This is a genomic window from Stieleria maiorica (assembly GCF_008035925.1).
GTDB lineage: Bacteria > Planctomycetota > Planctomycetia > Pirellulales > Pirellulaceae > Stieleria > Stieleria maiorica.
Genome location: NZ_CP036264.1, coordinates 1,803,806 through 1,830,041, shown reverse-complemented (window position 1 = coordinate 1,830,041; position 26,236 = coordinate 1,803,806). Strand labels below are relative to the sequence as shown.

General features: G+C 60.7%; 14 protein-coding genes and 1 pseudogene. 10 read left to right on the top strand and 5 right to left on the bottom strand.

Annotated features, from left to right (window positions below):
* Positions 1 to 77: 77 nt before the first annotated feature.
* Positions 78 to 1,034 carry a hypothetical protein gene (locus Mal15_RS06090; protein ID WP_147866949.1) on the top strand — a complete coding sequence of 319 codons (957 nt, stop codon included), beginning with the start codon at positions 78 to 80 and terminating at the stop codon, positions 1,032 to 1,034.
* Here Mal15_RS06090 and Mal15_RS06085 read toward each other — a convergent pair whose 3' ends face one another.
* Together Mal15_RS06085 and Mal15_RS06080 are read right to left on the bottom strand one after the other, a co-directional pair.
* A complete protein-coding gene (locus Mal15_RS06085) occupies positions 1,035 to 2,171 on the bottom strand; it encodes a c-type cytochrome (protein WP_167546655.1) in 1,137 nt (378 codons plus the stop codon). It abuts the gene before it with no gap.
* A gap of 57 nt (positions 2,172 to 2,228) precedes the next feature.
* Complete coding sequence (locus tag Mal15_RS06080) at positions 2,229 to 5,609, bottom strand: PVC-type heme-binding CxxCH protein (protein WP_147866947.1); 3,381 nt, start codon at positions 5,607 to 5,609, stop codon at positions 2,229 to 2,231.
* 339 nt (positions 5,610 to 5,948) lie between these two features.
* Between Mal15_RS06080 and Mal15_RS06075 the strand changes: the two genes are divergently transcribed.
* The 4 genes from Mal15_RS06075 to Mal15_RS06060 are packed head-to-tail and all read left to right on the top strand — an operon-like array spanning position 5,949 to position 10,806.
* The gene (locus Mal15_RS06075) at positions 5,949 to 8,927 is read left to right on the top strand and encodes an anaerobic glycerol-3-phosphate dehydrogenase subunit C (RefSeq protein ID WP_147866946.1); all 2,979 of its coding nucleotides are present in this window, start codon (positions 5,949 to 5,951) and stop codon (positions 8,925 to 8,927) included.
* Positions 8,924 to 9,184 (top strand): MoaD/ThiS family protein, encoded by a 261-nt coding sequence (locus Mal15_RS06070; protein WP_147866945.1) that lies wholly within the window; start codon positions 8,924 to 8,926, stop codon positions 9,182 to 9,184. Before Mal15_RS06075 ends, Mal15_RS06070 begins: the two co-directional genes overlap by 4 nt.
* 15 nt (positions 9,185 to 9,199) lie before the next feature.
* On the top strand, positions 9,200 to 9,628 hold the full coding sequence (locus Mal15_RS06065; protein WP_147866944.1) for a molybdenum cofactor biosynthesis protein MoaE: 429 nt from the start codon (positions 9,200 to 9,202) through the stop codon (positions 9,626 to 9,628).
* A complete protein-coding gene (locus tag Mal15_RS06060; protein ID WP_147866943.1) occupies positions 9,625 to 10,806 on the top strand; it encodes an aminotransferase class V-fold PLP-dependent enzyme in 1,182 nt (393 codons plus the stop codon). The genes Mal15_RS06065 and Mal15_RS06060 overlap by 4 nt, the downstream gene beginning before the upstream one ends.
* Positions 10,807 to 11,154: 348 nt before the next feature.
* On the opposite strand, the gene Mal15_RS06055 is transcribed toward Mal15_RS06060, so the two are convergent.
* Complete coding sequence (locus Mal15_RS06055) at positions 11,155 to 14,883, bottom strand: PVC-type heme-binding CxxCH protein (protein WP_147866942.1); 3,729 nt, start codon at positions 14,881 to 14,883, stop codon at positions 11,155 to 11,157.
* Positions 14,884 to 15,120: 237 nt separating this feature from the next.
* On the opposite strand from Mal15_RS06055, the gene Mal15_RS06050 reads away from it, so the two are divergent.
* Together Mal15_RS06050 and Mal15_RS06045 are read left to right on the top strand one after the other, a co-directional pair.
* Positions 15,121 to 16,074 (top strand): YdcF family protein, encoded by a 954-nt coding sequence (locus tag Mal15_RS06050; RefSeq protein ID WP_147866941.1) that lies wholly within the window; start codon positions 15,121 to 15,123, stop codon positions 16,072 to 16,074.
* Between the two features lie 716 nt (positions 16,075 to 16,790).
* A complete protein-coding gene (locus Mal15_RS06045) occupies positions 16,791 to 17,423 on the top strand; it encodes a response regulator (protein ID WP_147866940.1) in 633 nt (210 codons plus the stop codon).
* A 73-nt stretch (positions 17,424 to 17,496) separates the two neighbouring features.
* Here the strand turns inward: Mal15_RS06045 and Mal15_RS06040 are convergent.
* Positions 17,497 to 18,690, bottom strand: a pseudogene (locus Mal15_RS06040) (DNA polymerase IV); the annotation flags it as partial.
* 99 nt (positions 18,691 to 18,789) lie between these two features.
* Positions 18,790 to 20,040: an amidohydrolase family protein gene (locus Mal15_RS06035; protein WP_167546654.1), complete on the bottom strand. Its 1,251-nt coding sequence runs from the start codon at positions 20,038 to 20,040 to the stop codon at positions 18,790 to 18,792.
* A gap of 440 nt (positions 20,041 to 20,480) precedes the next feature.
* On the opposite strand from Mal15_RS06035, the gene Mal15_RS06030 reads away from it, so the two are divergent.
* From Mal15_RS06030 to Mal15_RS06020, 3 genes are all read left to right on the top strand, one after another.
* Entirely contained in the window at positions 20,481 to 23,963 is a 3,483-nt protein-coding gene (locus Mal15_RS06030) for a secretin N-terminal domain-containing protein (protein ID WP_233903305.1), read from the top strand.
* Positions 23,964 to 24,130: 167 nt separating this feature from the next.
* A complete protein-coding gene (locus Mal15_RS06025) occupies positions 24,131 to 25,114 on the top strand; it encodes a relaxase family protein (RefSeq protein ID WP_147866937.1) in 984 nt (327 codons plus the stop codon).
* Between the two features lie 10 nt (positions 25,115 to 25,124).
* Positions 25,125 to 26,066 (top strand): ion transporter, encoded by a 942-nt coding sequence (locus Mal15_RS06020; RefSeq protein WP_147866936.1) that lies wholly within the window; start codon positions 25,125 to 25,127, stop codon positions 26,064 to 26,066.
* Positions 26,067 to 26,236: the final 170 nt, after the last annotated feature.

The following is a 26,236-nucleotide window of genomic DNA, read 5'->3' as shown; positions in this document are numbered from 1 at the left end:
GCAGCGGTTTCTTTGCGGTGCTAGACTGAACTACACTGACGGAAACCATCCTGCCATAGCACCGGTCGAGCCCCGTGATGAAACCCCGAAATCGCACCTTACCCGCCGCCATTCTGCTGTCCGGTTCGATGCTCTTTTCCGCACACGCGTACCTCGCATGGGGCGAAGAAAAACGTGCCCCGGCGCCAAAATTTTCTGCCGATGCCACCCAAGGCATTTTTTTCGACTCCGTGGGCGATGCGATCCGCGGCGAGCGACCAACCCTGCAAGAGCTGCGAAAGAAAATCGCCCCGCCTGCAGCGGCGGCGTCCACCACCCCCGAGGACGGTAGCAAGGCGAACGCCGGGCCGTGGGACAAGTTGATTTCCCCGACTTCGATCGAGGACGAGATCAAACGGGTGAAATTGCATTACGATTCCGTCGTCACCCAGCCCGGGCCGTTCAAGAGCGGCGGCTACCAGGACGCGCGGTTGGACTTGATGGTGATGAGCAGCCTGTTTGCGATCATCACCGAGTACCAGGGCGACGTGCGGTGGAAGGACGACGCGGCCATCGCCCGCGACCTGTTGGGACGAACGGCGTTCAATTGCAACGCCGGCACCAACCAGGTGTTCAACGAAGCGCGGGCGAGAAAGGACGATTTGCAGGACTTGATGTCGGGCACCGGACTGCGTAGTGGAAAAGCAGAGGAGAGCAACGATTGGGCGTCGATCGCCGACCGCGCGCCGTTGATGGAATACGCCGAAATCTTGAAGGAACAACTTCGCACCGCCACCAACAGTGCCGACGACGTCAAAGCCGAACCGAGCGATGTCCGCCGTCCCGCCGAATTGCTGGCGATCATCGGCCGCATCCTTGTCGCCGAAGGCATGGATGATGCCGATGACGACGACTATGTCGCGTTTAGCAATGCGATGACGAAAGCCGCTCAGGGTGTCACGCGTGGCTTGGAACTGGACGATTACAATGTGATCAGCCAAGCCGTCGGCGCGGTCACCCAGTCCTGCGATGACTGTCACGGCCAGTACCGCTGATCAGCCTTTCTTCTTGAGCGTCATCATGTATTCCACGATGTCGACCAATCCTTGCTGACCGGTGATGTGATGCAGATTTTCCGGCATGATCGATGTGTCGCTCTTCTTGATCGTCACCACCTCTTCGCCGGGGATCGTTCGATCGATCGCATCGGCCGTTCGGATCACGATCTCGTTGTCGGTCTGTGAAATCTTTAGCCCCGTGATCACTTGGCCTTCTTCGGTCAACACGCTGAAGTTTTCATAGTTGTGGCTGATCCCCGCGCTGGGGGCCAACACAGCCGTCAGCATCGCTTCGCGTGAGAGCTTGGTTCCGATCTCGGACAGATTCGGCCCGACGTCTTTGCCGTAGTCATTGACGATGTGGCAGTTGGCGCAAGTTGCTTCGCCCCGAAACAACTTCAACCCCGCCGCAACATCGCCGCGCAGTTGGGCCAATTCATCGATCGGCGGCAACGGTTTGGCGTCCTTCAATGCCGGTTGCGGTAACACTTTGGCGGCAGCATCACGGATGCCGCCGTCCTTGCTGCGTGCCAGCAACGCGCCGGCGACAAGGAACGTGTCACCGACGAGTTTTTTTTCGGTTGCCAATGCGACCAACCGTTTTTCCCCGTCGTTGGATTTCGCCAATCCGGTGACGGCGGCACGGCGTTGGTCGTAAGGACGCTCCGCGTCGCTGACGATTTCGGCAAGGAAATGGTTCGCGCGCCCGTTGCCGAGCAAACCCAGCGTCTCGATCACCGCGACCGCTTGGCCGGTTGAATTCAACCGACGGCGGATCGCTTTGCGTCCGGCGTCCAGTTCCAACAACAATGCGGCCGATTCGACCGCCGCCGATCGGTCGTCACCGACCAACGTTTTGACCAACTGGGTTTCAATCCCATCGGGTTTGAAACGCTTGACCAATCGCATGAACTCCGGCGTCCCCTGGCTGCGTCGGATCTGCCGCATCACCGCCTCGGCGACCGCCGGATCCGACCGATAGTCGTAATCGCTGATCCGCTCAATCGCGCGAACGATCACAGCGTCTTGGCGGGCCTGGGCCTGGTCGGCCCGTGAGTCGTTTTCGGCAGACCGCGCCTGCGGCGGGACAAGAAATAGGAATGCAACGGTCAAAATCAACGAGTGAACTTTCATCGTCATCGGGGGAAGGTGGGGACAACGGTCGGGCAAATATCAACGAACCCAATGCGTTCAGGGAAGTAGACGCTTCAGCGCCGCGTCTCGAACGTCCGCGCCATGAAATTCAAGACTGCGGAAGTAGCGATCGGTCTCGTTCAACGGGCGTTTCGGATCGGCGATCAATGCGACCATCGCATCGGCTGCCTTGGGGGCCCGCACGCGCCACACCAGGTCTCGGCCGGCGGGGGTGTCCCAGCGTCCGTCGACGGCTTCCAGGTAAGCATCGAAACACTCGGCGGCGCGCACGTCGCTGCCGATTCCCAGTGCTTCCAGATACCAACGATCTTGTCCATCGTAGGACGTCGCCAGTTGGGCCCACAGCGACGGCATGGCATCGCTGGTGTCATAACGCAGTGCGACCGCAAGCTCGCGTCGGACCGCCGCGGACGGGTCATCGACCGCATCGGCCAACCATAGCGAGGGTTGGTCGGTCAGCTGCTTGGCCAATCGGATCGCCGTGATTCGGAGATCGGAATTCGCATCGGCCAGTGCCTCGGCGACGTAATGTTCGCCACGTCCATCGATCTTGCCCAGCAACCACAGCGCGCGGGCACGCAGGCGTGGATTCGAATCGGCGTAGAGCTGCAGTAGTGCGGGTTCAGCCTTTGGGCCCATCGCGTGCAGCGACCGCCAAGCCCGCGCCCGCACCGCCAGAGTCGGATTTCGCAGCGCTTCGACGGCTCCGCCGGGCGTCGTGAAATCAAACGTCGGGATCTTGTAATCCGTTCCCGGTGGGGCCAATCGGAACAGCCGTCCGCGATCGGAGTCGCCTTGGCGGTGTCCTCCCACGCCGGGATCGTACCAATCGGTCACGAACAGCGAACCGTCCGGTGCGGTGCAGACGTCGGCGGGCCGAAACCAGCGATCGACGGTTCCTGTCATCAGCGGTTCGATCGTCGCGGAGTATCCGGCGCCGTCGGGTTTGGAGGGGTAGGCGCGAACCATGTTGGGGCCGGGGTCGCAGTGGATGATCTGGTCCCAGAATCGCTCGGGCAACAAGCGGCCTTCGTAAAAGCAGATGCCGCTGGGCGACCCGGCGCCGGTTTGCAGCATGTTGGGGACGACGCCGGGGTCGTTCAGGTGCCAATGGCGGTGCATGATTTCGTCTTCCTGATTGATCCGCGGTTCGCGCCAGCCGCCGCCGGTGATTTCGTCACGATAGCCGTAATTGCCGTGCTCCATCACAAAATTGATTCGGGTGCCACGGTTTCCGTCATCGTCGTTGTCGCTTTGCCAAAGCGTGCCGAACGAATCGACGGTCGTTTCCCAGTTGTTGCGAAAGTTGTGGGCCAGGACTTCGAAGTTGCCCCCGTCCAGATCACAGCGAAACGGCATGCCGCCCAGCAGCGGCGCCCCGTTGTCGACCACCGCCCGACCGTGAATGTCGATGACCGTTTCGCCGTCGGAGTCTTTGACCTGCTCGCCGGTGTTGCCGAAATTCCAGTAGAGTTTTCCGTCGGGGCCGAACAAGAACGAGTGACCGGAGTGGTCGTGTTGCGGATTGCCGACACCGGTGAACATCGCGTTCTTGCTGTCCGGCACGTCGTCACCATCGGAATCGACGAATCGCCAGACGTTGGGCGAAGCGGTCACGATGACATCCGCCCCGGTCGCATTTTCGAGTACGCAAATGCCCATCGCCGAATCGATGTCACGGCCCTGGTAAAACGTCTTGGCATCGTCCATGACCCCGTCGCCGTCGGTATCTTCCAGGATCAGGATCCGATCGCCTTCGGGACGCGATCCCTGGTTGCCTCGATAGTTCATCACGTCACAGACCCAGACGCGTCCGCGCGAATCGATGTCCAGATTCGTCAGGCTGCGGAGCATCGGTTCGCAGGCGGCGAGCGTTGCTTCCAGGCCGTCGGCGATGGTGATTCCCTTGATCGCATTGCCGGGGTCGCGTTGGTCGCCGTCGATTGCATTGTCCGGGGCGCTGCCGAGGGTTGCGGGGGCGGCACCAGAGTAAACCGCCAAACGAACGCTCGTGGTTGCCCCTCCATTCTGGCTCGTTCCGCCGGTGTCCAATGCGCCGGTCACCGTCAGCCGATTGAAACCGGAGGGGAGTTTGAAATGGATCACGCTATCGGCGTGCGTTCCGATGGCATTTTTTCCGATCACCTGGCCGTCGACCGACCAGGGTTTTCCGCTGCAATTGGCGTTCTTCCTGACGCTCCCCCAACCGCTGGTCGCCGATTGCCAGCCCAATTCGACCAGCGACATTGATCCGTCCGGACCGTGAATGGTCGGATCAACCCAGTCCACCCAATCGCATGCAAAGCCGTCTCCGCCGTCGTCAATGATCAAATACAAATCCGACACGCCCTCGATCGACGCATCGATCTCGACACGGTGCCGCTTCGTTTCGCTGGTCAGTCTTCCGGAGAGATAGATCGGCTTGGCGGATTCACGTTCACTCGTCTTTTTTTTTTCCGCCGTCAGCTGAAACCGCTCCGCAGTGGCTTGCTCATCAAAGTCCTTGGGACGGTCGTAGTCTTGATTTTCCAGCAACCGTTTGATCCCGACCGGTTCCTTGCCGAGTGAAGACCCATCCGGACCGATGGTTTCCCCGGCGGTCCAGCGGATCGCGTTGGTCACCAGGCGTCGAACGTCGTCGTTGCCCCAGTTCCAATGGTGATGACCACCGGTGAATCCGAAGGACCGGCCGCCATCAGGACGCTCGTAAGCCCAGGCGACCGTTTGGGGCTCGCCCGCGGCGACGCTTTTGCGGACGTGCGGGTTGCCGCTGTGATCGCCATCGGGTCGCTTCATCGTGTGAGCAGGGGCGACCGCGGACAAGATCGGCGTCACCTTGCCAAGCTCGGTGAATCGTAAGTGGAAATACCACTCATCGTCGGTCGCAAACGGCTGGACGCCACGTGTGATCGCGTGGTCGGGCAGCGACTTGAACTCCGCCACCCAGTGCGGATTGACGCTGTAGTTGATCTCGAAGTGCCCGCCCAGCAGTTCCTCCCAGTCTTTGCCCGATTCGCCCGGCAGCATCTCGACCGCGTAGTGCAAACACACCAGCCCGACGCCTTCGGAGAGACGTTTGCGGAGCTGGTCGCGGTGGTCCATCGCGACGTGACGTCGACCGCCATCGCTGTAGATCACGATCGTGTCCGCTGTGGCGATCTGTTCGTCCGACGGCCAGCCGCGGACCAGGGTGACTTGGGCAGCCTCACTGCTTTGCTCGATCGCGTCTTGCAGGATTCGCAGCCCGGCGAAGTGTTCGTGGGCGCCGTAGCGGTGCGAGGGTGCCCCGGCGACCATCAAGATCTGTTTCTTCTCAGCATCGGCCGCAACCGCGGATGCCGCCAGTCCGCCGGCACACACGCAAAGCATCACTGGAGCGAGAACGAGAACCAGCCGAAGTCGATGTCGACACATCATTTCAAAAAGTCTCAAAAGGCGGGGCGGGGAAGGGGGCGGAAATCGCACAAAGTCGCGGGTGATCGATCAGTTTAGCAACAACCGCAGCAGAGGTGGGGCCACTGGTTTCAGGTTTCGGGTTTCAGGTTTTCACCCGACCTTTTCTTGTCACGCATTTCCTCGTCCGGTTCCCCTGCTCTTGGTCGCGTTTCGACGCCCCCCCAACTCCCAACTCCCAACTCCCAACTCCCAACTCCCAACTCCCAACTCCCAACTCCCAACTGACGCGAAACTTGAAACTTGAAACCCGAAACTTACATCCTGGTTGACTTGGGACGCTCGATGCGGTCGAACTAATGCATGGAAATCGACCGACAACGTATTCAAGACGACTTGCGAGGGATCGTTCGCGGCGACGTGATGTGCGATTCCGTCTCGACGACGTTGTACGCGACCGACGCAAGCATTTATGAAATCCAGCCGATCGGCGTGGTGCGGCCGCGTTCGGCGGCGGACGTGGTCGCGTTGGTGCAGTATGCCAGCGAACAGGATCTGCCGATTCACCCACGAGGCAGCGGCAGCGGCGTATCGGGGGAATCGGTCGGCCCCGGACTGGTGGTCGATTTTTCGCGATACATGCGGCGGATGCAATTCGATCCGCTGAAATCGGTGGCCATGGTGCAAGCCGGCCTGACCATCGCCGAACTCAATCGCAATTTGAAACCACTGGGCCGCTGGTACGGCCCCGATCCGGCGACCCGCAGCATCACGACGATGGGCAGTGTGTTGGCGATCAACGCCTCGGGCAGCCACTATCTGCGTAGCGGTTCGGCCCGCGACAACATCGAATCGCTGCGATTCGTGACCGTCGACGGCGAGTTGCTGGATGTGTCGAAACATCATCCCAACGATCCGGGAACGCTGGGACGTCTGGCGCGCGGATTGATGGAGATTCAAACGCAATATCAAAGCTGCCTGGAACACCTCAACGACGCGCCGCCGGCGCGGGGGGGCTATCGATTCGACTCGCTGGTCGACGATTTGGGACGCGTCGATTTGGCCAAATTCCTGGTGGGGACCCAAGGGACGCTGGGACTGATCGTCGACGCGACGGTGAAAACCGAACCGATCCCCAAGCACCGCGGCGTGGTGATGCTGTTCTTTCACCGCTTGGAATCGGCCGCCCGATGTGCCGTGCGTTCGTTGGGTTACGGGCCGGTGGCGTGCGACTTGATGGGGCGACGGCTGCTGGGGATTGCGCGGGAGACTGAACGACAGTTTGAGAGCGTGTTGCCGCAGGAAGCCGAAGCGATGCTGTTGCTTGAGCTCCAGGGAGATTCACTTGCGGAACTGACCGACCGCATCGAAATCCTGCGTGAAGATCTCTCGCACGGTCCCGATTCGGCCTTCGTCGCCCACGCGGCGACCGATCAAGCGACCCGTGATCGATACTGGGCGTTGTGCCGGCGGGTCACGCCGCGACTGAGTCGATTGAAGGGCCCGGGGATGCCGATTCCGTTTACCGAAGACATCGCGGTACCGGCGGAGAAGTTGCCCGAGGCGTTGGCGGCGATTCAAAAAACCTTGCGTGACAATGAATGCACGGCGACCGTGTTCGCCCATGCCGGCCACGGTCATTTGCATGTCCGCCCGTTTATCGATCTGTCGTCCGCTGACGAACGCAAAAAGATTCGGCTCGTCGCCGAGCAGGTGGCCGAAGTGGTCTGGAAATTCAAGGGGCACGTCAGCGTCGAACACGCCGCGGGGTTGAGCCGCAGCGCGTTGTTGCCGAAACAGTTCGGCGACTTTTGGCCGGCGATGGGCCAAATCAAACGCCTGTTCGATCCGCATCACCGGCTGAACCCCGGCAAGCTGTTTGGCGCGGTGCTTCAGCAGCCCAATGAAAACATCCGTCCGATCGGCGAATCGATCGAGGTGTCCACCGAAACGCGAACACTGATCAAAGCCACCGACCGGATCGTCCAAGTCGCGCGACTGCAAAACAGCGCGGTTCCCGAGCTGCCGGTGCTGCAACAGTGGTCGCCGGGCGAGATGATCGACGTCGTCGCGCAGTCCTGCAACGGATGCGCGCGGTGCAGAACGACGGCACGCTCGGAACGTCAGTGTCCGGTGTTTCGAGCGACGCGAAGCGAAGAGGCCTCTCCGCGGGCCAAAGCGAATTTGTTGCGTGGCGTGTTGAGTGGAAAGATCGACGTTGAAGCACTCACCGGTGACCGCGCCAAAGCGGTCGCGGACCTCTGTTTCAATTGCCATCAGTGCCGCGTCGAGTGCCCGGCGACGGTCAACATTCCCAAAATCGTCGGCGAGCTGAAGGCCCAGTATGTGGCCACCAACGGGCAACCGCTGTCGGACCGATTGCTTTGTCGGCTGGACACCATCGCCGCGATCGGGTCGCGGTTTCCCTGGATCGCCAATCTGCTGATCCGCAACGGATTCTCACGCTGGCTGGCGGACAAATTGTTTGGCTTGTCCGCGGCGCGGGAGTTGCCATCGATCGCATCGGGCAGCTTCATGCGATATTCCTCGCGCCGACGCTGGACGAAACAGCCGGCCGGTGACGGTGCCAAGGTGCTGTATTTTGTCGACCACTACGCCAACTATCACGATCCCGACCTGGGACGTGCGCTGGCGGAGGTCTTGCAACAAAATGGCATTGCGATCTACGTGCCCACGTCCCAGACCGGTAGCGGCATGGCGCGGATCACCGCTGGCGACTTGAAAGGTGCCCGACGGATCGCCCGCAAGAATGTGCGGATGTTGTCCGAAGCAGTCCGATCGGGGTACCAAATCGTCGCGACCGAACCCTCCGCCGTGCTGTGTTTGAAACACGAGTACCCCAACTTGCTGGACGACGAAGACGCCCACCTGGTGGCCCGCAACTCGTATGAAGCGTGCGAGTTTCTGCGCGGGCTGCATGCCGACGGAAAACTCGATCGCCAGTTCCAATCGGTCGACCTGGAATTCGCCTATCACCGCCCCTGCCACTTGCGTGTTTTGGATCCGGACATCGCGTCGATCGAGTTGTTGAATCTGATCCCGGGCATGCGGGTCGATCACGTCGAAGGCGGATGCAGCGGGATGGCGGGAACCTGGGGATTGCAGCGCAAGAATTATCGCAATAGTCTGCGCGTCGGCTGGCCCATGATTTCGGCGATGCGCGGCAGCGGACGGCGGCTCGCCTGCACCGAGTGCAGCGCCTGTAAAATGCAGATCGAACATGGCACCCAACTCCACACCATTCACCCCCTGAAACTGCTCGCGTACGCCTACGGCCGACTGCCGAAGGTCGGCGAGGAACTCGGATTGCCGCCCCGATGAGCGCCACAGTGTCGATGCAGATTTTGCTGTTTGCCGGTGTCCGTGACGCCGCCGGCTGTGACGTCGTCGAAGTCACGGTCGACCCGCCGGCGACCGCGGCGATGTTGATCGATGCCGTCGCGGCACAGGTCCCCGCGGCGGCTCCACTGATCGGCGTCAGTCGGCTGGCCGTCGATGGCCGATACGTCGCCGGCGATCACATCGTCGAGCCTGGCGACGCAGAACTCGCATTGATCCCGCCGGTCAGCGGCGGCTAGGGGCGACCGAAAGCAATGATTGACATTCGCCTGGTACAGACACCGATCGAGCTGTCGGATTGGTCGTCCAAGATCGACGACCCGGACACGGGCGCGCACGCTTGGTTCGCCGGTGTGACGCGGCGGAAAACGACCACCAAGGCCGGGCGCGTCCGCATCACCCAAACGCTCCACTACCAGGCCCATGAATCCATGGCCCTGGTGCAATTGCAACAACTGGCCGAAGAAGCCAAGCGGACCTATTCCCTGGCCGCCGTGGTGATCGTGCACCGCTTGGGCGAAGTCCCCCTGGGCCAGGCGAGCGTGCTGGTCGGATGCAGCAGCGCCCACCGCCGCGACGCCTTTGCGGCACTGCCCTGGATCATGGACCGGCTGAAAGCGGACGTGCCGATCTGGAAACGGGAGACCTTTGCCGACGATTCGACCGAGTGGATTCATCCATGACGCGACGGATCTACTTGGACCATGCCGCGACGTGCTATCCGAAATCGCCGCTCATCCTGGACGCGATGCACGAGTTTTCGACACAGCACGAGGCGGCGGTCGGCCGGGGAGCGTATCGGGCATCGCAACAGGCCGGCCAGATCATCGCGCGGTTGCGGCGCGAGATCGCTGCCTGGATCGGCGCCGCCGACGACCAAGAAGTCTCCCTGCACTCCGGCGGCACGGCAGCCTTGAACGCAGGCCTGCTGGGGATCCTGACAAGCGGAGATCACGTGGTCACGACGGCGGCCGAACACAACAGCGTGCTGCGGCCCCTGCAACATTTGGTCGCCAACGGTTCGATCACCTGGACCGTGGTGCCGGTCGATGCACAGGGTCAAGTCAGTGTCGATGACGTGCTCTCGGCCGTCACACCCCAGACACGCATGGTCGCGGTCGTCCACGCCGCCAACGTCAATGGTGCCGTCCAGCCGGTCGAAGCGATCGGCAGGCGGCTGGTCGATCAGTTCGATCCACCGGCCAAGCCGCTGTTGTTCATTGACGCCGCCCAAACCTTCGGTCACCTGCCGCTTTCGGTCACCCAGGCCCACATCGACGTGTTGGCCGCCCCGGGACACAAGGGAGGCTCCGGGCCGCTGGGAACCGGATTCTTGTACGTCCGCCGCGAAGCCCAAGACCGGATCCGCCCCACCGTGTTTGGCGGGACCGGCACGCGTTCGGAATCGCTGGAGATGCCGAACGACTATCCGGCAAGTTTTGAAGCCGGCAATCTGAACGTCCCCGCCTACGCCGGATGGCTGGCCGGCCTCCGCAGCCGACGCGCTGGCACATCGCCGCAGAAAGCGCTCGAGACATCGCGCGACCTATTGGCCGAACTGGCGAGCGAACTCTACAGGGGGCTGGAACAGGTTCCCGGCGTCCGTGTGATCGGACGCCCCCGCGTTCCCGTCCTGCCGGTGGCCAGCATCGCGATCGACGGGTTTGCGGCCGGCGATGCGGCCATGATTCTGGACAGCGAATTCGGGATCGAAGTCCGCTCGGGGTTGCACTGCGCGGCGTTGATCCACCCGGCGATCAAATCGCCCGACGACGGAACCGTGCGAATCAGCTGCGGCGAAACGACGACACGAGAGGAGCTGGAACTGCTGTTCGATGCATTGGACCAGCTCTGTCGGTGAAACGTAGCTACCTTCGCCAGAAGGTGGATTCCCATTCGGCTCGTTCCATGGCTCCGCCTTGGAACGCAATGCCAGAGTGGCTCCGCCACCCGCGATCATTCGTCGACTCACAGCAGCCATCGGCCGACGAAACACGAGTGACATCAGCCGATTCGTGCAAGCGTTCGGGCCACAGCAGCGTTCGGGCCACATCGTCAGTGGAGACCCGTAGGCTGGCGCCAAACGGCTGATCCCGGCAGGGTTTCGCGGAATCGAAAACGCGACCGAATCGAACGATTTTGAAACAGCCCAGGCGGAGCCTGCAGAACCAATGGCCCAACCGAGCCGACTTGCGTTCTGCCCGCCGGGTCACTCGCCGAACACGACGGCTTGGTACAGGTGGAACGTGCCTTCGCCGTCCAACCCGATCCGCACGTATTGGGCCTTGGTGCCGTCGGGAAAGTCGATCATCCAGTCGCCCTTGAGCTTGTCGGCTTTCCAAACCTGTCGGTAATCCTCACCATCGGGACTGACCCAAACCGTCAATCCTTTGGCACGCGAGTGGAATTGACTGGACAATCGATTCCGCAACAGCAAGTGCTTTAGCGTTGCCGTTTCGTTCAAGCGGATCGTGACGTAAGGCGACTTTGCATCGTGGTCGCTGTGAAAGGCAAAATCGAAACCCTCTCGCCCGACGGGCGTCAGCAACAGATGGGGATCGGAGTTCCAGGAGTTGTTGCCGAAGTGAGGGCCGAGTTTGATCGCGGCGTCGTGAGAGATTTCGACGGCGCCGTTGTGCGTCCGCAGCTTCGGTTCATTGCGATACTTGGCGCTGGTCCAACCCCGGCGAGAGACCTTGGTGATGTCGCGTTGGGAGGACAGGTAAGCGATCAAGTCGAGTGCCTGGATCGGCGCGATTTGTTTCAGCAATCCTTCCGGCATGGAGCTGGCTTTCATCGGTTTTTCGATCTCGATGTCATCGATCGGAATGTCGACTTGCTTTCCGTTGGCGATCCCCAGGGAAAGCGTGTCATCGGTCTTCGCGATCACAAATCCGTTGAAGGTATCGCCATCGACGGTCAGGATGTTGACCGTCTCGTAGCCTTTACTGATCTCGTCGTTGGGCATCACGATCGACCGAATGATCTTTTGTTTGTCGAACCGTGATCCGACGTCGGACAGATCGGGGCCGAACTTTTTGCCCAGGTCACCGATTTGGTGGCAGGCCGAACAAACTTGATTGAACACGTCTTCGCCTCGCCCGGCGTTACCGCCCCGGAGCCCGGCCAAGGTTTCGATGGCCGCGTTGCGGTCTTGCGACGACGCATCGACATCGTCGGCGATTTCCAGGGGAACGACCGCCGCGCCGCCGGGGCCGGACATGCGTTGATATCGCAAAAAGTACGCCTTGGCTTGCTCGGTGCTGCCGGCCAGGAAGTTATCGGACTTTTGGGCCCGCGACCAAGCGGGCTCGAGGGCGTGCAGGGTGTGTTCGAGTGTGTAGTCGATCCAATAATCCATCGGGTGATCCGTCACCGACAATGCCAACTCGGTCGCGTCGGGGGTTTCCAGAAAGCTGATCCCGCGGACGGCTTCCAGACGAACCCGCGGGTGCGGATCCGAGGTCGCGGCGGCCAGATAATCGTGGGCGGCGTCGATCCGCAACATCTCGTTGGTGACGGTATGGATCGCCGCGGCTCGGGCGCGATAGTCGTCCGACGCCAAAATCCGATCGATCAGGTCCGTGTCAACGTTTCGGAAACTCTCCTGAATCCACATCGCTTCGCACAACCGTTGCGGGTCGTCCGTGTCGACAATCCAGTCGGCGATCGCCTCAAACACCTGTTGCTCGGGCCGATCACGCAACACCCGTCGGACGCGATAGCGGGTTCGCAACTCCGGCACCAACAACTGGTCCAGCAGTTCGGATTCGCTAAGTCTTGTCAGATCGACGATGTCCAACAGCGGCTTGTTCTTGTTGACCAAGCGGTAGACGCGGCCATGCGTGTGATCACGGTTGGGGTCACGTTGCGAATACTGCATGTGTCCGATCAACGCGTTGCACCAATCGCCGAACCAAACCGCGCCGTCGGGACCGATTTTCGGATCGACCGGTCGGAAGATCATGTCGGTCGATGACAGCAGGTCTTCGACGCGTTCGCCTTCGTAGCCGGCACCGTCGGACTCGAATCGCAGATTGAATCGCGGCATCCCGTGCATGTTGATCACACAGGCATAAATGAATTGTCCTTGCATGTCGTCGGGCAGATGTCGCGACAACAGAAACTCGTTGCCGACCGCGGGACGCAAGCCGTGGTTATCGAACACGGGCTGCAGCGTTTTGCGTGAATCGACCTCTTTACCGGCCAGCGGCGCGATCCAGTGTTGCTTGGCGTTGGTGCCGTCACCGACGATACCATTGCCCCATTGGTCGAACACCAGGCACCAGGGGTTGCCGTAACCCGGAGTGCGGTAGTGGCTGACCCGCTGGGAAATCGGGTCGTAAACGTAGGCGCCACCGGTATTCTTGTTGCGGAACGGCCCCCACGGTGTTTCCAGGGTGGTCGAAAGCGAGATGCCTTCGAGCATGTGCAGGTTGCCGCCGTGGGAAAACTCCCACGCGCCCATCGTGTGGTGCGTGTCGTCGGTGGCGATGCCGTCGATCAATTGAATCACTTGGTCGGCCTTGTCATCACCGTCAGTGTCTTTGAGGAACAGGATGCGCGGTTCGTCTACGACCAGGACGCCGCCGTCATAAAACTCAAACCCGGTCGGACAGATCAATTTGTCATAGAACGTTTTACAGACGTCCGCTTTGCCGTCACCGTCGGTGTCTTCGAAAATCAGCAGCCGGTCGTCCGGCGGTGCGGCACCGGGTTGCCACTGCGGGTAGTTGGCCATGCAGGAAACCCACAAGCGGCCTTTGGCGTCGAAGGCGATTTGGTTGGGGTTGGCCAGTTCGGGGAACTCACGCTCGGACGCAAACAACCGGACCTCCATCCCCTCGGGAACCGTCATCATTTCGATCGACTCTTCCGGGGTTGGATAGACAAGTTCCTTGGGCTCGCGCATCTCGCGAAAACTGTCGCTCCGGGTGCCAAACATGGTCTCGGGAACGACGACCTGGCCGGTGCCGGAATCATCCGGTCGATCGGCGACGGGGTTGCCTTGGGCGAGATCCCAAACGTATCGGTCTCGAACGGCGACCATTTCACGGATCTTGCGGTATTCACTGGGGAAGGTTTCCGTGTCCCAGGTCCGTCGACCGCCATAGACGTACCAGCCGTTGAGCATGCGATAGTCTTGCAGGTGCAGCCAGGATTTGTCGTTGACCCATTTACGCACCGATTCGAACTGCGATTCGTCAAACGTCGGCGAATCGCCGAACAGCGACCGGTCGAGTAACCGCGCGACCCAGCGGTCACCGGCTTCGTTCAGGTGCAGCCCGTTGATCGTGTATTGATTGCCAGGCTCCGCATCGAAGGCCGACTTGGACTCGGTGAACAGGTCGACGAAGGGCAAACTCTCTTCCGACGCCAGTTTCTCGATCGCATCGCGGTAAATCTTCAACGCCTCGTTCCGCGTGCTCGCATCGGGATGCAACCGATGGCCACTGGACTCAAACGCAATCGGGCTGACCAGGACAAATTGAGCTTTGCCGCCGGAGTAATTCGAGTTCAGCAGCGACAGATAATCGCGATAGGAGGCGACGAACGCGGCCACGGCGGCATCGTCGGTTCCCGCATAGGACTCATTGGCACCGAAGAAACACAGGTAGGCCTCGGGGGCGAAGACCGCCAGCGGGTCATCGATCGTGGTGTAGCTGCCCGGGCGTTGGCGGTTACCGACTTCGTCGGCCGGCCAACAAAAGTTGCGAAACCGAAGGTTTGCCCCCGCGTGACGCAACTGCAGCCGAGTCTCGAAGTTGCCGTACAAATTCATCCGCTCGCCGAGCGAATTGCCGACCGCAGCCAGCTTCAACCCCTCACGAATCTGAAGACGCGATGATTGGGCGGTGGCCCATTGCGACGTCGCCAATGACTGACAGACAACCAAAACCAAAAACAGTGATATCGAACGAGAGCCGAGACGTTTCATGGGGTCCCTGAGATAGGAATGTCTTGGACGAATTACAGGTGGGGTGAAGCAACATAGACGCGGAGCCGATGTTTCGCTTCCCCCCAATATAACCGGCCGCTTCCGATTACTTCTTTTTTTCTCCTCGTTCGCATTAGGAAGCAGCTATGCTTTCGGCGATTACCGATCACGCCACGCGTCGTCCCCACAACGCTCACCACCAACGTCAAAAACAGCACCAAGGAAAGTCATTCATTCATGGGCCCTGATCAGGAAGCAGCCGCCGCACCTAACGCGCACGATGCGCTCGCGCGTCCGATCGGCTGGTTCCGAGCGATCATGATCGGCGCCCTCGGGGCGGGTGTGCTGGCCGTCGTGCTGGTCACCTGGGCGGGGATTCAAAGCGGGCGGTCTCCGGCCGAACGCACGGCGACCAGTTTGGTCATGCCTGTTGCCATGATCTGGTTGTCTCTATTGGCCGCCGCCATTGCCAGTGGTCTGCGGAAGTGCGGGCCGCTGACAATCATCCTCACGGTCGCCTGGTTGACCTTCGGACTCGCGTTCAACGGCCGGGTCGCCGGTCGTTTGCTACGATCACTGGAGTACCCCGCGGCGGCAGATCCGGCCAGCCAGCTTGTACAGCCGCTCGATGCCGTGGTCTTGCTCGGCGGGTTCGCCCACGACAATCGATTCGACGTCCCGCAACTCGGCCACGACGGCCAACGATTGCTACTGGCCGCCCAACTCTGGCACGCGGGAAAAACAAAAACGCTGATCTGTACCGGAACGGGTACCGAGGACTACCGAGATCCGTCGCGGATCGGCCGCGAGCTGTTGACATCGGTCGGCGTGCCCGATCAGGTCATTTTTGAAGTACCTGGTGTCAACACCGATGCGGAGATGATTTATTTGAAGTCCTTTTTCGAGGCCCCCCCGGGCACATGGCTGCAGCTCGTAGGTCCAAATCGCGAGAAACCGAATGGGGCCTCCCGCGGAGGGGTTTCGGTCGGGTTGGTCACTTCGGCAGTCCACCTGTCCAGGGCAATGCGACTGGCGGAAAAACGCGGATTGGAGTTCACCCCCTTGGGATGCAACTTCAACGGACGACCGATCGCCAGACTCTCGCCACGCGATCTGATCCCGTCGGCCGGGGCGGGCCGGTCGTTTGCGATCGCGTTCAAGGAGCAGCTCGCATGGGTTGTAGGCAGGTAAACAGGTTGTGGGAAGGTGACAGGGGGGGAGTAATACCCGCAAAAGGCGCGTTCGAGAACGATTTCGATTGGGAATTCGAGCATGCCACCCGTAGAATAGAGTGTCCGACTAACGGCGGGGCCACTTGAGAGGTGTCTCAGTGTCCGCCAACCTACCATTAAAGGGCCTTAAGGCGGGCACAGTTCACCAGTAGCATTCCTTTTAGTAATAAGATTTCGAGAAAAAAGCGGAAAGACAGTGATTTCTGGGTACTTGGGTGACAATGGTCGATCAAGATCTCCCTCCATGGGTGTGACAAGGCCGTCCAAACGTAGTGAGCGTACCTGTCTCACGCCGGAGATTTCCGTCATACTCTGCGACACCCGGAATTTCATAGCAAAACACTCCCTAAGTGGATTGATATCCAGTCAGGAGGTGTGGGGCGGAGAATGGCTTCACGCCGACATTGTAGTTCTGACGATGAGATCCTTTCGAGGAACAGAGGAAGGCGAACGGTGTGGCACGATGCCATGTGGTCTACACGCTGCCTAACGCGCCGCTTAACGGAGGTGTCGGGCAGTAGGACGTCAAGAGTGGTGTGGTTGGACGACAACCTGAGCACCGAAGAGTTTTATTTTCACATTTCTTACCCCGCCAGCTGTAAGCCCCCATTGTGAGGTGGGTAGTGTTAGCGGGGCACAGAAAATCCAACCCCTGGTAACAAGCAAGGAGATTCTATGAGTAAGAATCTATTAGTAGTCGACGATCATTTGGTCATCCGGATGGGCCTGAAAGCGATGCTGGAAGGAACGGATCTGGTGGTCGCCGAAGAAGCCTGCAATGCGGCAGAAGCCCTGGCAGCAGTGGAGCGTTCGGTGCCCGATTGTGTTTTGATGGACATCCGAATGGACGGCGGCGACGGACTGAACACGCTGGGACGTTTGAAGCTGGACCATCCCGATCTGCCGATCGTGCTCTACTCGGCCTATGACAATCCGACCTACATCGCCCGCGCGGTGGCTCTGGGAGCAGCCGGTTACGTCCTCAAATCCGCTCCGCGTGAGCGATTGATCGACGCCCTGAACACAGCGGCAAGCGGCGAATCGGCTTGGACCCGCGAAGAATTGCGTCGCGTCACCGGTGCATTGGCCACGCCGCGATTGAGCCAAGAATTGGACGTGCCGTTGACCCATCGCGAAAGCGAAGTGTTGCGTCAGATGGCCCAAGGTCTGACCAACAAAGAAATCGCCAAGATGCTGGGCATCAGCTACGAAACGGTCAAGGAACATGTCCAGCACATCTTGCGTAAGATCGGCGTGACCGACCGCACGCAAGCGGCTGTCTGGGCCGTGCGAAAGAACCTGGTTTGACTGGAACGTCAAATCACTGCACCCAAACGGCCGTCTTTGCCTGTTGAAAGACGGCCGTTTTTTTATTGATCCATCATTGGCGATGCCGCCAACGATGACTGGCCGCCCGGTACACCGTCTTGGCGCCCAGCTTTTGGGACAGCTGATCGACGACCTGATCGACCTTGCGCTCGGCTTGCTGTTGCTGCGGATCATCGAACAACGACAACTGCACCGGGCGATCCGAGCCGACCAGGGATCCGAGTGAAACGCCCAACAACCGCACCGCTCGCGGTTCGTTCCGCCGCATTTCCTCCAACAGCTCCACCGCGACCTGGATGACTTTCCCGGTCTGGTCGGTCGGCGCCGGCAAGGTGCGCGATTTGGTGAATGTCTTGAAGTCCTCGCGTCGATACTTCAACGTGATCGTGGACGTCATTCGCTGGCTGCGACGCAGCCGCATCGCCGTCTGTTCACAGAGAAAACAAACTACGCCGTGTAACAGTTCGGCATCGCTCTGGTCGTCCGAAAAGGTGCGTTCATGACTGATTTGCTTGGCGCTTCGGTCCGGGACCACGCCTCGCGAATCGATCCCGTTGGCCAGTTTCCAAAGGTGGTGCCCCCAATCGCCCAGCTTGGATACCAACAACTCGCGATCGTAGTGTCGGACGTCGCGAATCGTTTTTAACCCCAGGCGATGCAGTCGCCGCAGTGCGACCGAGCCGACGCCCCAAAGTTTTTCGACCGGAAGCGGATCCAAAAACGACGTCAGTTCTGATTCCTTGACCACGACAAAGCCGTTGGGTTTGTCCAAGTCGCTGGCAATTTTTGCGACAAACTTCCTGGGAGCGATGCCGACGCTGGCGGTCAGGTGCAATTCAGTTTCGATCGCGTCTTTGATGCTCCGTCCGATCGTTTCGGCATCGCCATGCAACCGCTCCGTACCGGCGACATCCAGGAACGCTTCGTCCAGCGACAAGGGCTGGATGATCGGTGTGAACCGCCCAAAAATCTCACGCACCTGTCGTCCTACGTCGGCGTAATGATCCAGACGCCCCCGAACGAACACGGCGTGCGGACAGAGCTGGGCGGCCCGTCGGCCCGGCATCGCACTGTGAATTCCGTACTGACGCGCTTCATAGCTGGCCGCCGCGACGACGCCGCGCCCTGTCTTGCTACCCCCGACGACTACCGGCTGACCTTTCAATTCCGGATGATCGCGTTGTTCGATCGACGCATAAAACGCGTCCATGTCGATGTGCAAGATCATGATCTGACCGATGAAGGAGGTGCGGACAAGGAATCGTTGTACGACGTCCTTTCTAGGTCGTCGCGTCCGGGGTCCCGCGGACGACGGCCCGGAAGGGCCATCGTACGGTAAGACGCCCTATGCCGAACAAAATCGAACGCGTCCTTCCAAGATCGTCGTTTCGATCCAACGATCATCCCAAGCAAACATCAACGTCGCCAGTGGCTGGCGTGAATCCAACCACGCGATATCGGGCCGGATGACCAACAGATCGGCACGCTGATCCACGGCGATGCGGCCCACGTCGTTCCACCGCAGTGCGGCGGCGTTTCCAGCGGTGATTTGGTGCCAGGCTTCGGCGGCCGACGGGATTCGCACCTGATCATCAACCCCGTGCCCCGCGGCCAGCGAGATCCGCATCGCCGCTTCGATCATCGCCCGTCCGACGCGGACCATGCTGCGTTCAAATCCCGCCCCGATGTCGCTGCCGAGCGTCAACGGGATCCCGTGGGAAAGATGTGAGTGACGATTCATCGTCCCGCTGCCGAGAAAGGAATTCGCCGTCGGGCAATGAGCGATGATGCTGCCGCAGCGTGCCAGTCGGTCTTGGGACTGCGAATCTAAATGGATGCCGTGCCCGAGGATGCTGCGCGGCGTCAGCAGTGCGGCACAGGCATAAACATTAACGTAGTCTCGGCCGCCGAACCGTTTGCCGACCGCGTCACATTCGGCCACCGTTTCGGCCAAATGAGTCTGGACGATCGCGTCATAGGATGCGGCCAACCGCCCCGCATCCTCCAGCAACGCCTCGCTGCAGGAAAGTGCGAATCGCGGCGTGACCGCCGCGGCCATTGGCCTGTCGGGCGGAAATTGATCCAGCGTCCGTGACACCTCGTCGATCAATTGCCCTCTCGGACGCAGTAGCGGCGGCGGCGCGTCCCGATCCATCATCACCTGCCCGATCACGCCGCGAAAACCGATGTCGCGAAACGCCGTCAACGCAGCGATCGTGGCTTCATGGTTGACGGTGGCATAGGCGCAAACGCCGGTCGTTCCCACCCCAAGGCACTGCCTTGCGACGCGATCGATCATCGACTTGGCAAAATCGAGATCGTTCCAGCGTTGTTCGGCCGGGAAAATCACGTCTTTTAACCAGGGCAGCAGCCGCATTCCGGCGGCCCCGATCGAGTCAAATTGGGGGAGATGCAGGTGGGTGTCGATGAATCCGGGGCAAATCAGTGCGTCGGGACCACCGTGATCGACCCGGTTGGACACTTGGCCAAACTCCACGCCGACGATTCGGCCCTCGGCGATTTCCACGACTCCCGGCCGGATCGTCGCGTATCCCTCAGGTTCGGACTGCAGGATTTGGCCGCCAAGAGTGATCATGTTGCTCCGCCAAGGACGCTGAATGGACGAATCGGGCAGAATTCCAACCGGCGCATTATCTACCGGATCGGTACATCTTCCCTGGTTTACCGAAACTTTGGGTTCGTTACTCGTTGTGGCAATCATGCCTGATGGAACGATCCGGTACCAGTATCGCGGTCAGTTTGACTGTAGGGGATGCAACGGGGGAGACGATCACCAGGGATGAGCGGAGGAAGCGCTCTCGGAGCTCCGTTCTGTCTGTTGTTGACCCTGTACGCCTAAAGGTGTTGCCCGTGCACCGTTTGAAAACCATTGTCTCCCCAGTCGCTGCCGGTCTCAGGCGAGCGTTAAGCGTAAAGCTTGTCGCGGCGATTGCCGTGTCGACCGCGTGTGCTCAAACGCCGCACACCCGTCCATCGCAGGTCGCCCCCGGCAGTGGGCCGTCGCGAATGCCGTCGATGAACGCCGAGGCCTACCATCGATACATGCAAGCCAATACCGGAGTGTCGCCCCAAGGGCACGTTCGTACGGTTGCCGCAACAACGCCGGCATCGGCGGTCGCTGATTCTCCGCAATTGCGAAAACTGGCGGTCCCGTCGATCCATGCCGATGCGATCGCAACGGCGCTCAGCCTTCGCTACCAGGACCTGCCGGGAATCACGATTTCGCCCGACCCGGCCAACAGCCAATTGGTGGTGATGGCGCCGGCCAAGGACCAGGCGGTGATCGCATCGCAAGTCAAGTCGCTGGTCGCCGGTGCGGTCCGCCAAGCGTCTTCGGTTTCGGCCGGCCCGATCAGCGTGCGGCTGCAGAACATTTCCTGGCGCGAGTTCGAACGCGACTTGAAACAGGCCGCCGGTCAAGACGTTCCGATGACGACCCGCAACAACGGCAACCAGGTCACGTTCCAGATGAACGTCCCGCCGATGCAAGGGACGTTGGTCGAAGTGGACCGCCGGCAAAACCAAGTCACCGTCCGAGCCCCCGATCCCGCGATCCCCGGCTGGGAAAAAATGATCAGCGCCTTGGACCGAGTGCCCAATCGTTACGACGACGTCACCCAAGTGCACCGCTTGCAAAAGGCGGACATGGCACCGGTGCAACGCACGATGCGATTGTTGCGTGCACTGCGTGGCGATGACATGCCCCAACCCGGTACCAGCGTTTTCCGCAACGCGGTGATGCAAGCCGATCAAGGCAGCACGCCCGATACCGCTGGCCCGCAAGACGGACCATCCGCCGGCACGGAAGGCGCCGGCCCGCTGGGCGATGTGCAAATCGAATACGTTCCCGAACTGGGACAGATCATCGTCAAAGGTGCAACCCGCGACGTCCAGCGGGTGATGGAATTGATCAAGGAGATCGAATCCAAAGCACAACTGACCCAGCCCGATTCCAAAGTCGTCGCGCTTCAGCACGCCGACGCCAATGCGGTCGCCGAATTGCTGACCCAGCTGTACGACGACGTCCTGTCGACGCGTCAAGGTGATGTCAGCATCACATCGCTGGACAGCCCCAACGCGTTGCTGTTGATCGGCCGTGCCGAAGCGATCGCGTCGCTGGAAGAATTGATCCGCAAGATCGACCAGCCCGTCGAAGAAGCCAGCCGGCTGCGGGTGTTCCGATTGCAGAACGCCTCGGCCGTCGACGCCCAGGACGCCATTTTGACGTTCTTCAGCAACCGTCCGGGCATCGAAGAAGACGTTCGCAACGGACTGGGACCACGCGTGCGTGTCTCGGCCGATTACCGCACCAATTCATTGATCGTCAGTGCCGCACCGCGGGACATGACCGAGGTGACGCGATTGATCAACGAGCTGGACGTGGAGAAGACGCCGGCGACGAGTGAATTGCGAGTCTTTCCGCTCAACAACGCGGTCGCCGAAGACCTGGCCACCACCCTGCAAGACGCGTTTGCGACCGGCGAAGTCGCCTCGGCCGGTGATGCCACCGCGCCGTCGACATCCCTGTCGATCCTGACCGTCGACAGCGACGAACGACGGATGGTGGAATCCGGCATCTTGGCCGGAGCCACTATCACCGCGGAAACCAATTCCAACTCGATCGTCGTTCGCGCCCCGTCGTCCAGCATGCCGCTGATCGCCGAATTGATCCGCCAATTGGACAAAGCCCCCGGCATCGACTCGCTGGTCAAAGTGTTCACGATCGAAAACGGCGATGCGGCTCAATTGACCGTATCGTTGGAAACCCTGTTCGGTTCCGATGCGGCGACCAGTGGAACCAGCATCGGTGGTGCCAACGCCGCCGGGCTGCCCTCGTCGACGGCCGCAGCGGAAAGCTCGCTCGTGCCGCTCCGCTTTTCGACCGACATCCGCACCAACAGCATCGTGGCCAGCGGATCGTCGTCGGACTTGGAAGTCGTCGAAAGCATCCTACTGCGACTCGACAGCGAAGGCTTTGCCGAACGCATCACCGAAGTGATTTGGCTGAAGCACAACGAAGCGGTGTTGGTCGCCGCGGCGATCACCAACTACGTCAACGAACGCCAGCAATCGCAAACCACGATCCAGCAGTACCAGCAAGGTCTGGGACCCTACGATCTGTTGGACCGTGACATCGTTGCGATCGCCGAAGAGAACTTTAACAGCATCCTGTTGAGCGTCTCGCCGCGACTGTACGAAGAAGTCCGATTGCTGATCGAACGACTCGACCGCCGCCGCCCGATGGTGTTGATCAAGGTGATGTTGGCCGAAGTCGCATTGGAAGACGCATTCGAAATCGGGACAGAGCTCGGCCTGCAGGATTCGCTGGCGTTCAGCCGCGGCCAGGCTGCCGGAGCCTTCGCGGACACCATCAGCCCGGGTGATCCGGGGTTCAATTTCAACAACGCCGGCGTCCCGGATACCAATGATTTCGGTCAGGGCAACTTGGCGGCCACCACCGTGTCGACCTTCGGGCTCGGACAGAGCAACCCCGCGATCGGCTACGGCGGTTTCGTGCTCAACGCCGCAAGCGAGTCGGTCAGTTTGCTGTTCCGAACGTTGCAGGACGCCGGTCGGGCACAAATCATCAGCCGTCCGCAGTTGATGACCGCCGACAACTCCGAAGCCCTGATCAACGTCGGTCGGCAAATCGCACGATTCCGCGGTAGCACCGTGACCAACAACAACGTGACCCAGAACATCGAAGACATCACGGTGGGATTGATTCTGAACATTCGGCCGCGTGTCGGAAGCGACGGAACGATCCTGATGGATGTCGACGTGACGCGATCGGACCGCGACGAAGGAAACGGCACCGTGGTTCCCGACGGCACCGGAGGAACGGTATTGATCGAAGACATCGTCGACACGACCGCCCAAGCGACGCTTTCGGTCATGAGCGGTCAGACGGTGATCATGGGTGGATTGATTCAGAAGAGTCGCGCCAACAACAGCCGACGGCTTCCGTACCTGTCGAACATCCCCGTCCTGGGCAACCTGTTCAAATACGACTTCGAAGCCGAGCGACGCAACGAATTGTTGGTCGTGTTGACGCCGATGCTGGTCACCGGCGAAGACGACTTGGAGTACATCAAGCAAACCGAATCGAGCCGGATGAGTTGGTGTCTGGCCGACGTGGTGGAAGCCCACGGCGACGTCGGCTTGAGCGGCGGCTATGGCCTGTGGGGACCCGCGATCGGGCCGACGATCTACCCCGACATGCAGCCGACCATCGACGGTGAAATCGTCGTCGGCGAGTTGCCGCCCGGCGTGATCACCGACCAGAAGAAACCCGTCGTCGGTCGGCCCGCCGGAGAATCGATCCTGAATCAGGGATTCGAAACCGAGACGCTGCCCCCGGCACGTCCCGCGGACTCGCTGCCCACGCCGCCACAGCCCGATGTGAATCAGTCGTCGTTCCGGTTGCCCGCCGGGATGATTGGAAGCGAAGGAGATCAAACGCTGCCGGCCAGTTGGATCAAACCGTCCGGGCAGTAGGAAGAGAGAAAACGTAGCCACCTACGCCAGAAGGTGGATCCCTACGCTCTGGCGAGCGTCGCTACGTCAGTGAATACCCACGCTCTGGCGAGCGTAGCTACGCCAGTGCAAGGCACTCTGATCAATACTCACGTTCACGCGATCCATCACCAACGAATTGAAACGATATGTCATACACCACACGCAGCGCCAAAGCCTTGGCTGTCGCCGTTCTTGCTGCCGGATCGCTTGTCGCCGGCGGATGCACCAGCCCGGCGACACGGGGCGATGCCAAACTCGCCAGCTTTTTCGACGCACCGGAATGGATGAAGAAGGCCCCCTGGTCTAAGAAGGAAGACGAGCCGCCGGTTCCCTATCCTGGACCGGTCAAGATGGCCACGACCTGGTCGCCCGATGTGCTGGTTCAAACCGGCAAGACCCCGACACGCGGGTTCGGCGGCCGGCTGTTCTTCTTCGATGAAAAAACCAAAGCGGTTCCGGTCGAAGGCACCTTGACGATCCATGGATTCGAAATGGGGACCGACGGCAACGACGCCCAGGTCAAACCGTTTAAATTCACCCCGGAACAATTCACCAAGCACTTCAGCCAAAGCGATTTCGGGGCCAGCTACAACATCTGGATCCCCTGGGACGCCGCCGGCGGAGAAGAAAAACGCGTCTCGCTGGTTCCCACGTTCCAGACCACCGCAGGCAAGATCGTCCAAGGCAGCCCGACCACGGTGATCCTGCCGGGCCGCAAGGCGGAACGTGCGATGGAAGTGGCAAACAATTATCTGTCGCCGCAATACCGCGGGCACAAGAACGCGATCACGCAACATGCCACGCGTCCCAGCGGACTGGTGACGACCACGATTCGACGTCACACCACGTCGCCGGATGGAACCAACACGTTGCCCAGCGGTTCACTGCAGGACCGCGTCAACGCGATGGCCGCGTCGTACCGAAACGCCACCAACGACGGTGCGACTCCGTTCATCGATGTTCCGTCGACCACGCCGCCGGTTGTGGCACAGACACCCAGTAGAACGCCGGCCGGGGTGATGCCGGCCAGTGCCGTCATGTCCGATCGCGAAAGCAACTCGGTACGATCGGCCGGCGCCGCGGTGACCGCGCCGCGGCGAATCCAATCGCCGGTGAGTTCCACGAGGTAGCGGATTTGCGATGAGCCGACGTCGATCGAAAGCCGAACAGCGTCCCGAGGGACCGCCGTGGCGCGTGCTGATGCACGACGTCATCTTCGAATCGGACACGCCCGCCGGCTGGGTGTTCGACGTCGCGCTGCTGCTTGCCATCCTGATGAGCGTCACGGTGGTGGCGGTCGAAACCATCCCCTCGGTCGCCCAGCGAAATTGGCTGATCTTGGGACGCTTCGAATGGTTTCTGACCTTCCTGTTCACGATCGAATACGGCGCGCGATTGGCCTGCGCCCGCCACCCGCTGCGCTACGCGTTCAGCTTTTGGGGCGTGATCGATCTGCTCAGCGTTCTGCCGACCTACATCGGATTCTTCTTTGTCGAAAGCGACGCAAACTCCTTTGTGATCCTTCGCAGCATCCGTCTGTTGCGTGCCTTTCGCGTGCTCAAGCTGTGGCGGATGATGGATGACGCCGAGGAACTGTCTCAGGCGATCTGGAAGGCCCGGCACAAGATCATCGTGTTTCTGATCGTGGTGTTGGTCGCCGTGACCATCAGCGGCACGTTGATGTACTTTGTCGAAAACGTGATCCCGCGGATGGCCCGCGGCGAAGGCCCGTTGGACGATTCGGAGTTCACCGCCAGCCAATTCGATTCGATCCCCCAGGCGATGTATTGGGCCATCGTCACGATGACCACGGTCGGTTATGGCGACATCGTTCCCAAGACGACGGTCGGAAAGTTCATCTCCGCGACGCTGATCCTGCTCGGTTACAGTTTGATCATCGTCCCTAGCGGATTCGTCACCGCCGAGCTGACGTCGAAAAAGCCGGTCGAACCCAGCGACGAAACCACCTGCCCACGCTGCGCGAGCACCGGGCACCATGATGACGCCGTGTACTGCTACCGCTGCGGAGAGCGACTGTCGGTCGACCAATCCCAGCGGGAAGCGTCGGCGAGCGGCACGTAACACCATCCCTCTCTTCTTGTTCCCCGGCTCCGTCTGGGGAAACACTGAATCGGAGGCTCCGCCTGGGCTGCGCGAAATCATTCGATTTGATCGCGTTGTCGTTCGTAGGATTTTGGCGTCTTCGATTCCGCGAAACCCTCGTGGGATCAGCCGTTTGGCGCCAGCCTACG

Bases quoted from the DNA above. Each gene is read 5' to 3' on its own strand.
- Mal15_RS06085 (WP_167546655.1), bottom strand. From the start codon at position 2,171: ATGAAAGTTCACTCGTTGATTTTGACCGTTGCATTCCTATTTCTTGTC.
- Mal15_RS06030 (WP_233903305.1), top strand. From the start codon at position 20,481: ATGAACGCCGAGGCCTACCATCGATACATGCAAGCCAATACCGGAGTG.
- Mal15_RS06045 (WP_147866940.1), top strand. From the start codon at position 16,791: ATGAGTAAGAATCTATTAGTAGTCGACGATCATTTGGTCATCCGGATG.
- Mal15_RS06065 (WP_147866944.1), top strand. From the start codon at position 9,200: ATGATTGACATTCGCCTGGTACAGACACCGATCGAGCTGTCGGATTGG.
- Mal15_RS06090 (WP_147866949.1), top strand. From the start codon at position 78: ATGAAACCCCGAAATCGCACCTTACCCGCCGCCATTCTGCTGTCCGGT.
- Mal15_RS06070 (WP_147866945.1), top strand. From the start codon at position 8,924: ATGAGCGCCACAGTGTCGATGCAGATTTTGCTGTTTGCCGGTGTCCGT.
- Mal15_RS06055 (WP_147866942.1), bottom strand. From the start codon at position 14,883: ATGAAACGTCTCGGCTCTCGTTCGATATCACTGTTTTTGGTTTTGGTT.
- Mal15_RS06075 (WP_147866946.1), top strand. From the start codon at position 5,949: ATGGAAATCGACCGACAACGTATTCAAGACGACTTGCGAGGGATCGTT.
- Mal15_RS06035 (WP_167546654.1), bottom strand. From the start codon at position 20,040: ATGATCACTCTTGGCGGCCAAATCCTGCAGTCCGAACCTGAGGGATAC.
- Mal15_RS06050 (WP_147866941.1), top strand. From the start codon at position 15,121: ATGGGCCCTGATCAGGAAGCAGCCGCCGCACCTAACGCGCACGATGCG.
- Mal15_RS06060 (WP_147866943.1), top strand. From the start codon at position 9,625: ATGACGCGACGGATCTACTTGGACCATGCCGCGACGTGCTATCCGAAA.
- Mal15_RS06020 (WP_147866936.1), top strand. From the start codon at position 25,125: ATGAGCCGACGTCGATCGAAAGCCGAACAGCGTCCCGAGGGACCGCCG.
- Mal15_RS06080 (WP_147866947.1), bottom strand. From the start codon at position 5,609: ATGATGTGTCGACATCGACTTCGGCTGGTTCTCGTTCTCGCTCCAGTG.
- Mal15_RS06025 (WP_147866937.1), top strand. From the start codon at position 24,131: ATGTCATACACCACACGCAGCGCCAAAGCCTTGGCTGTCGCCGTTCTT.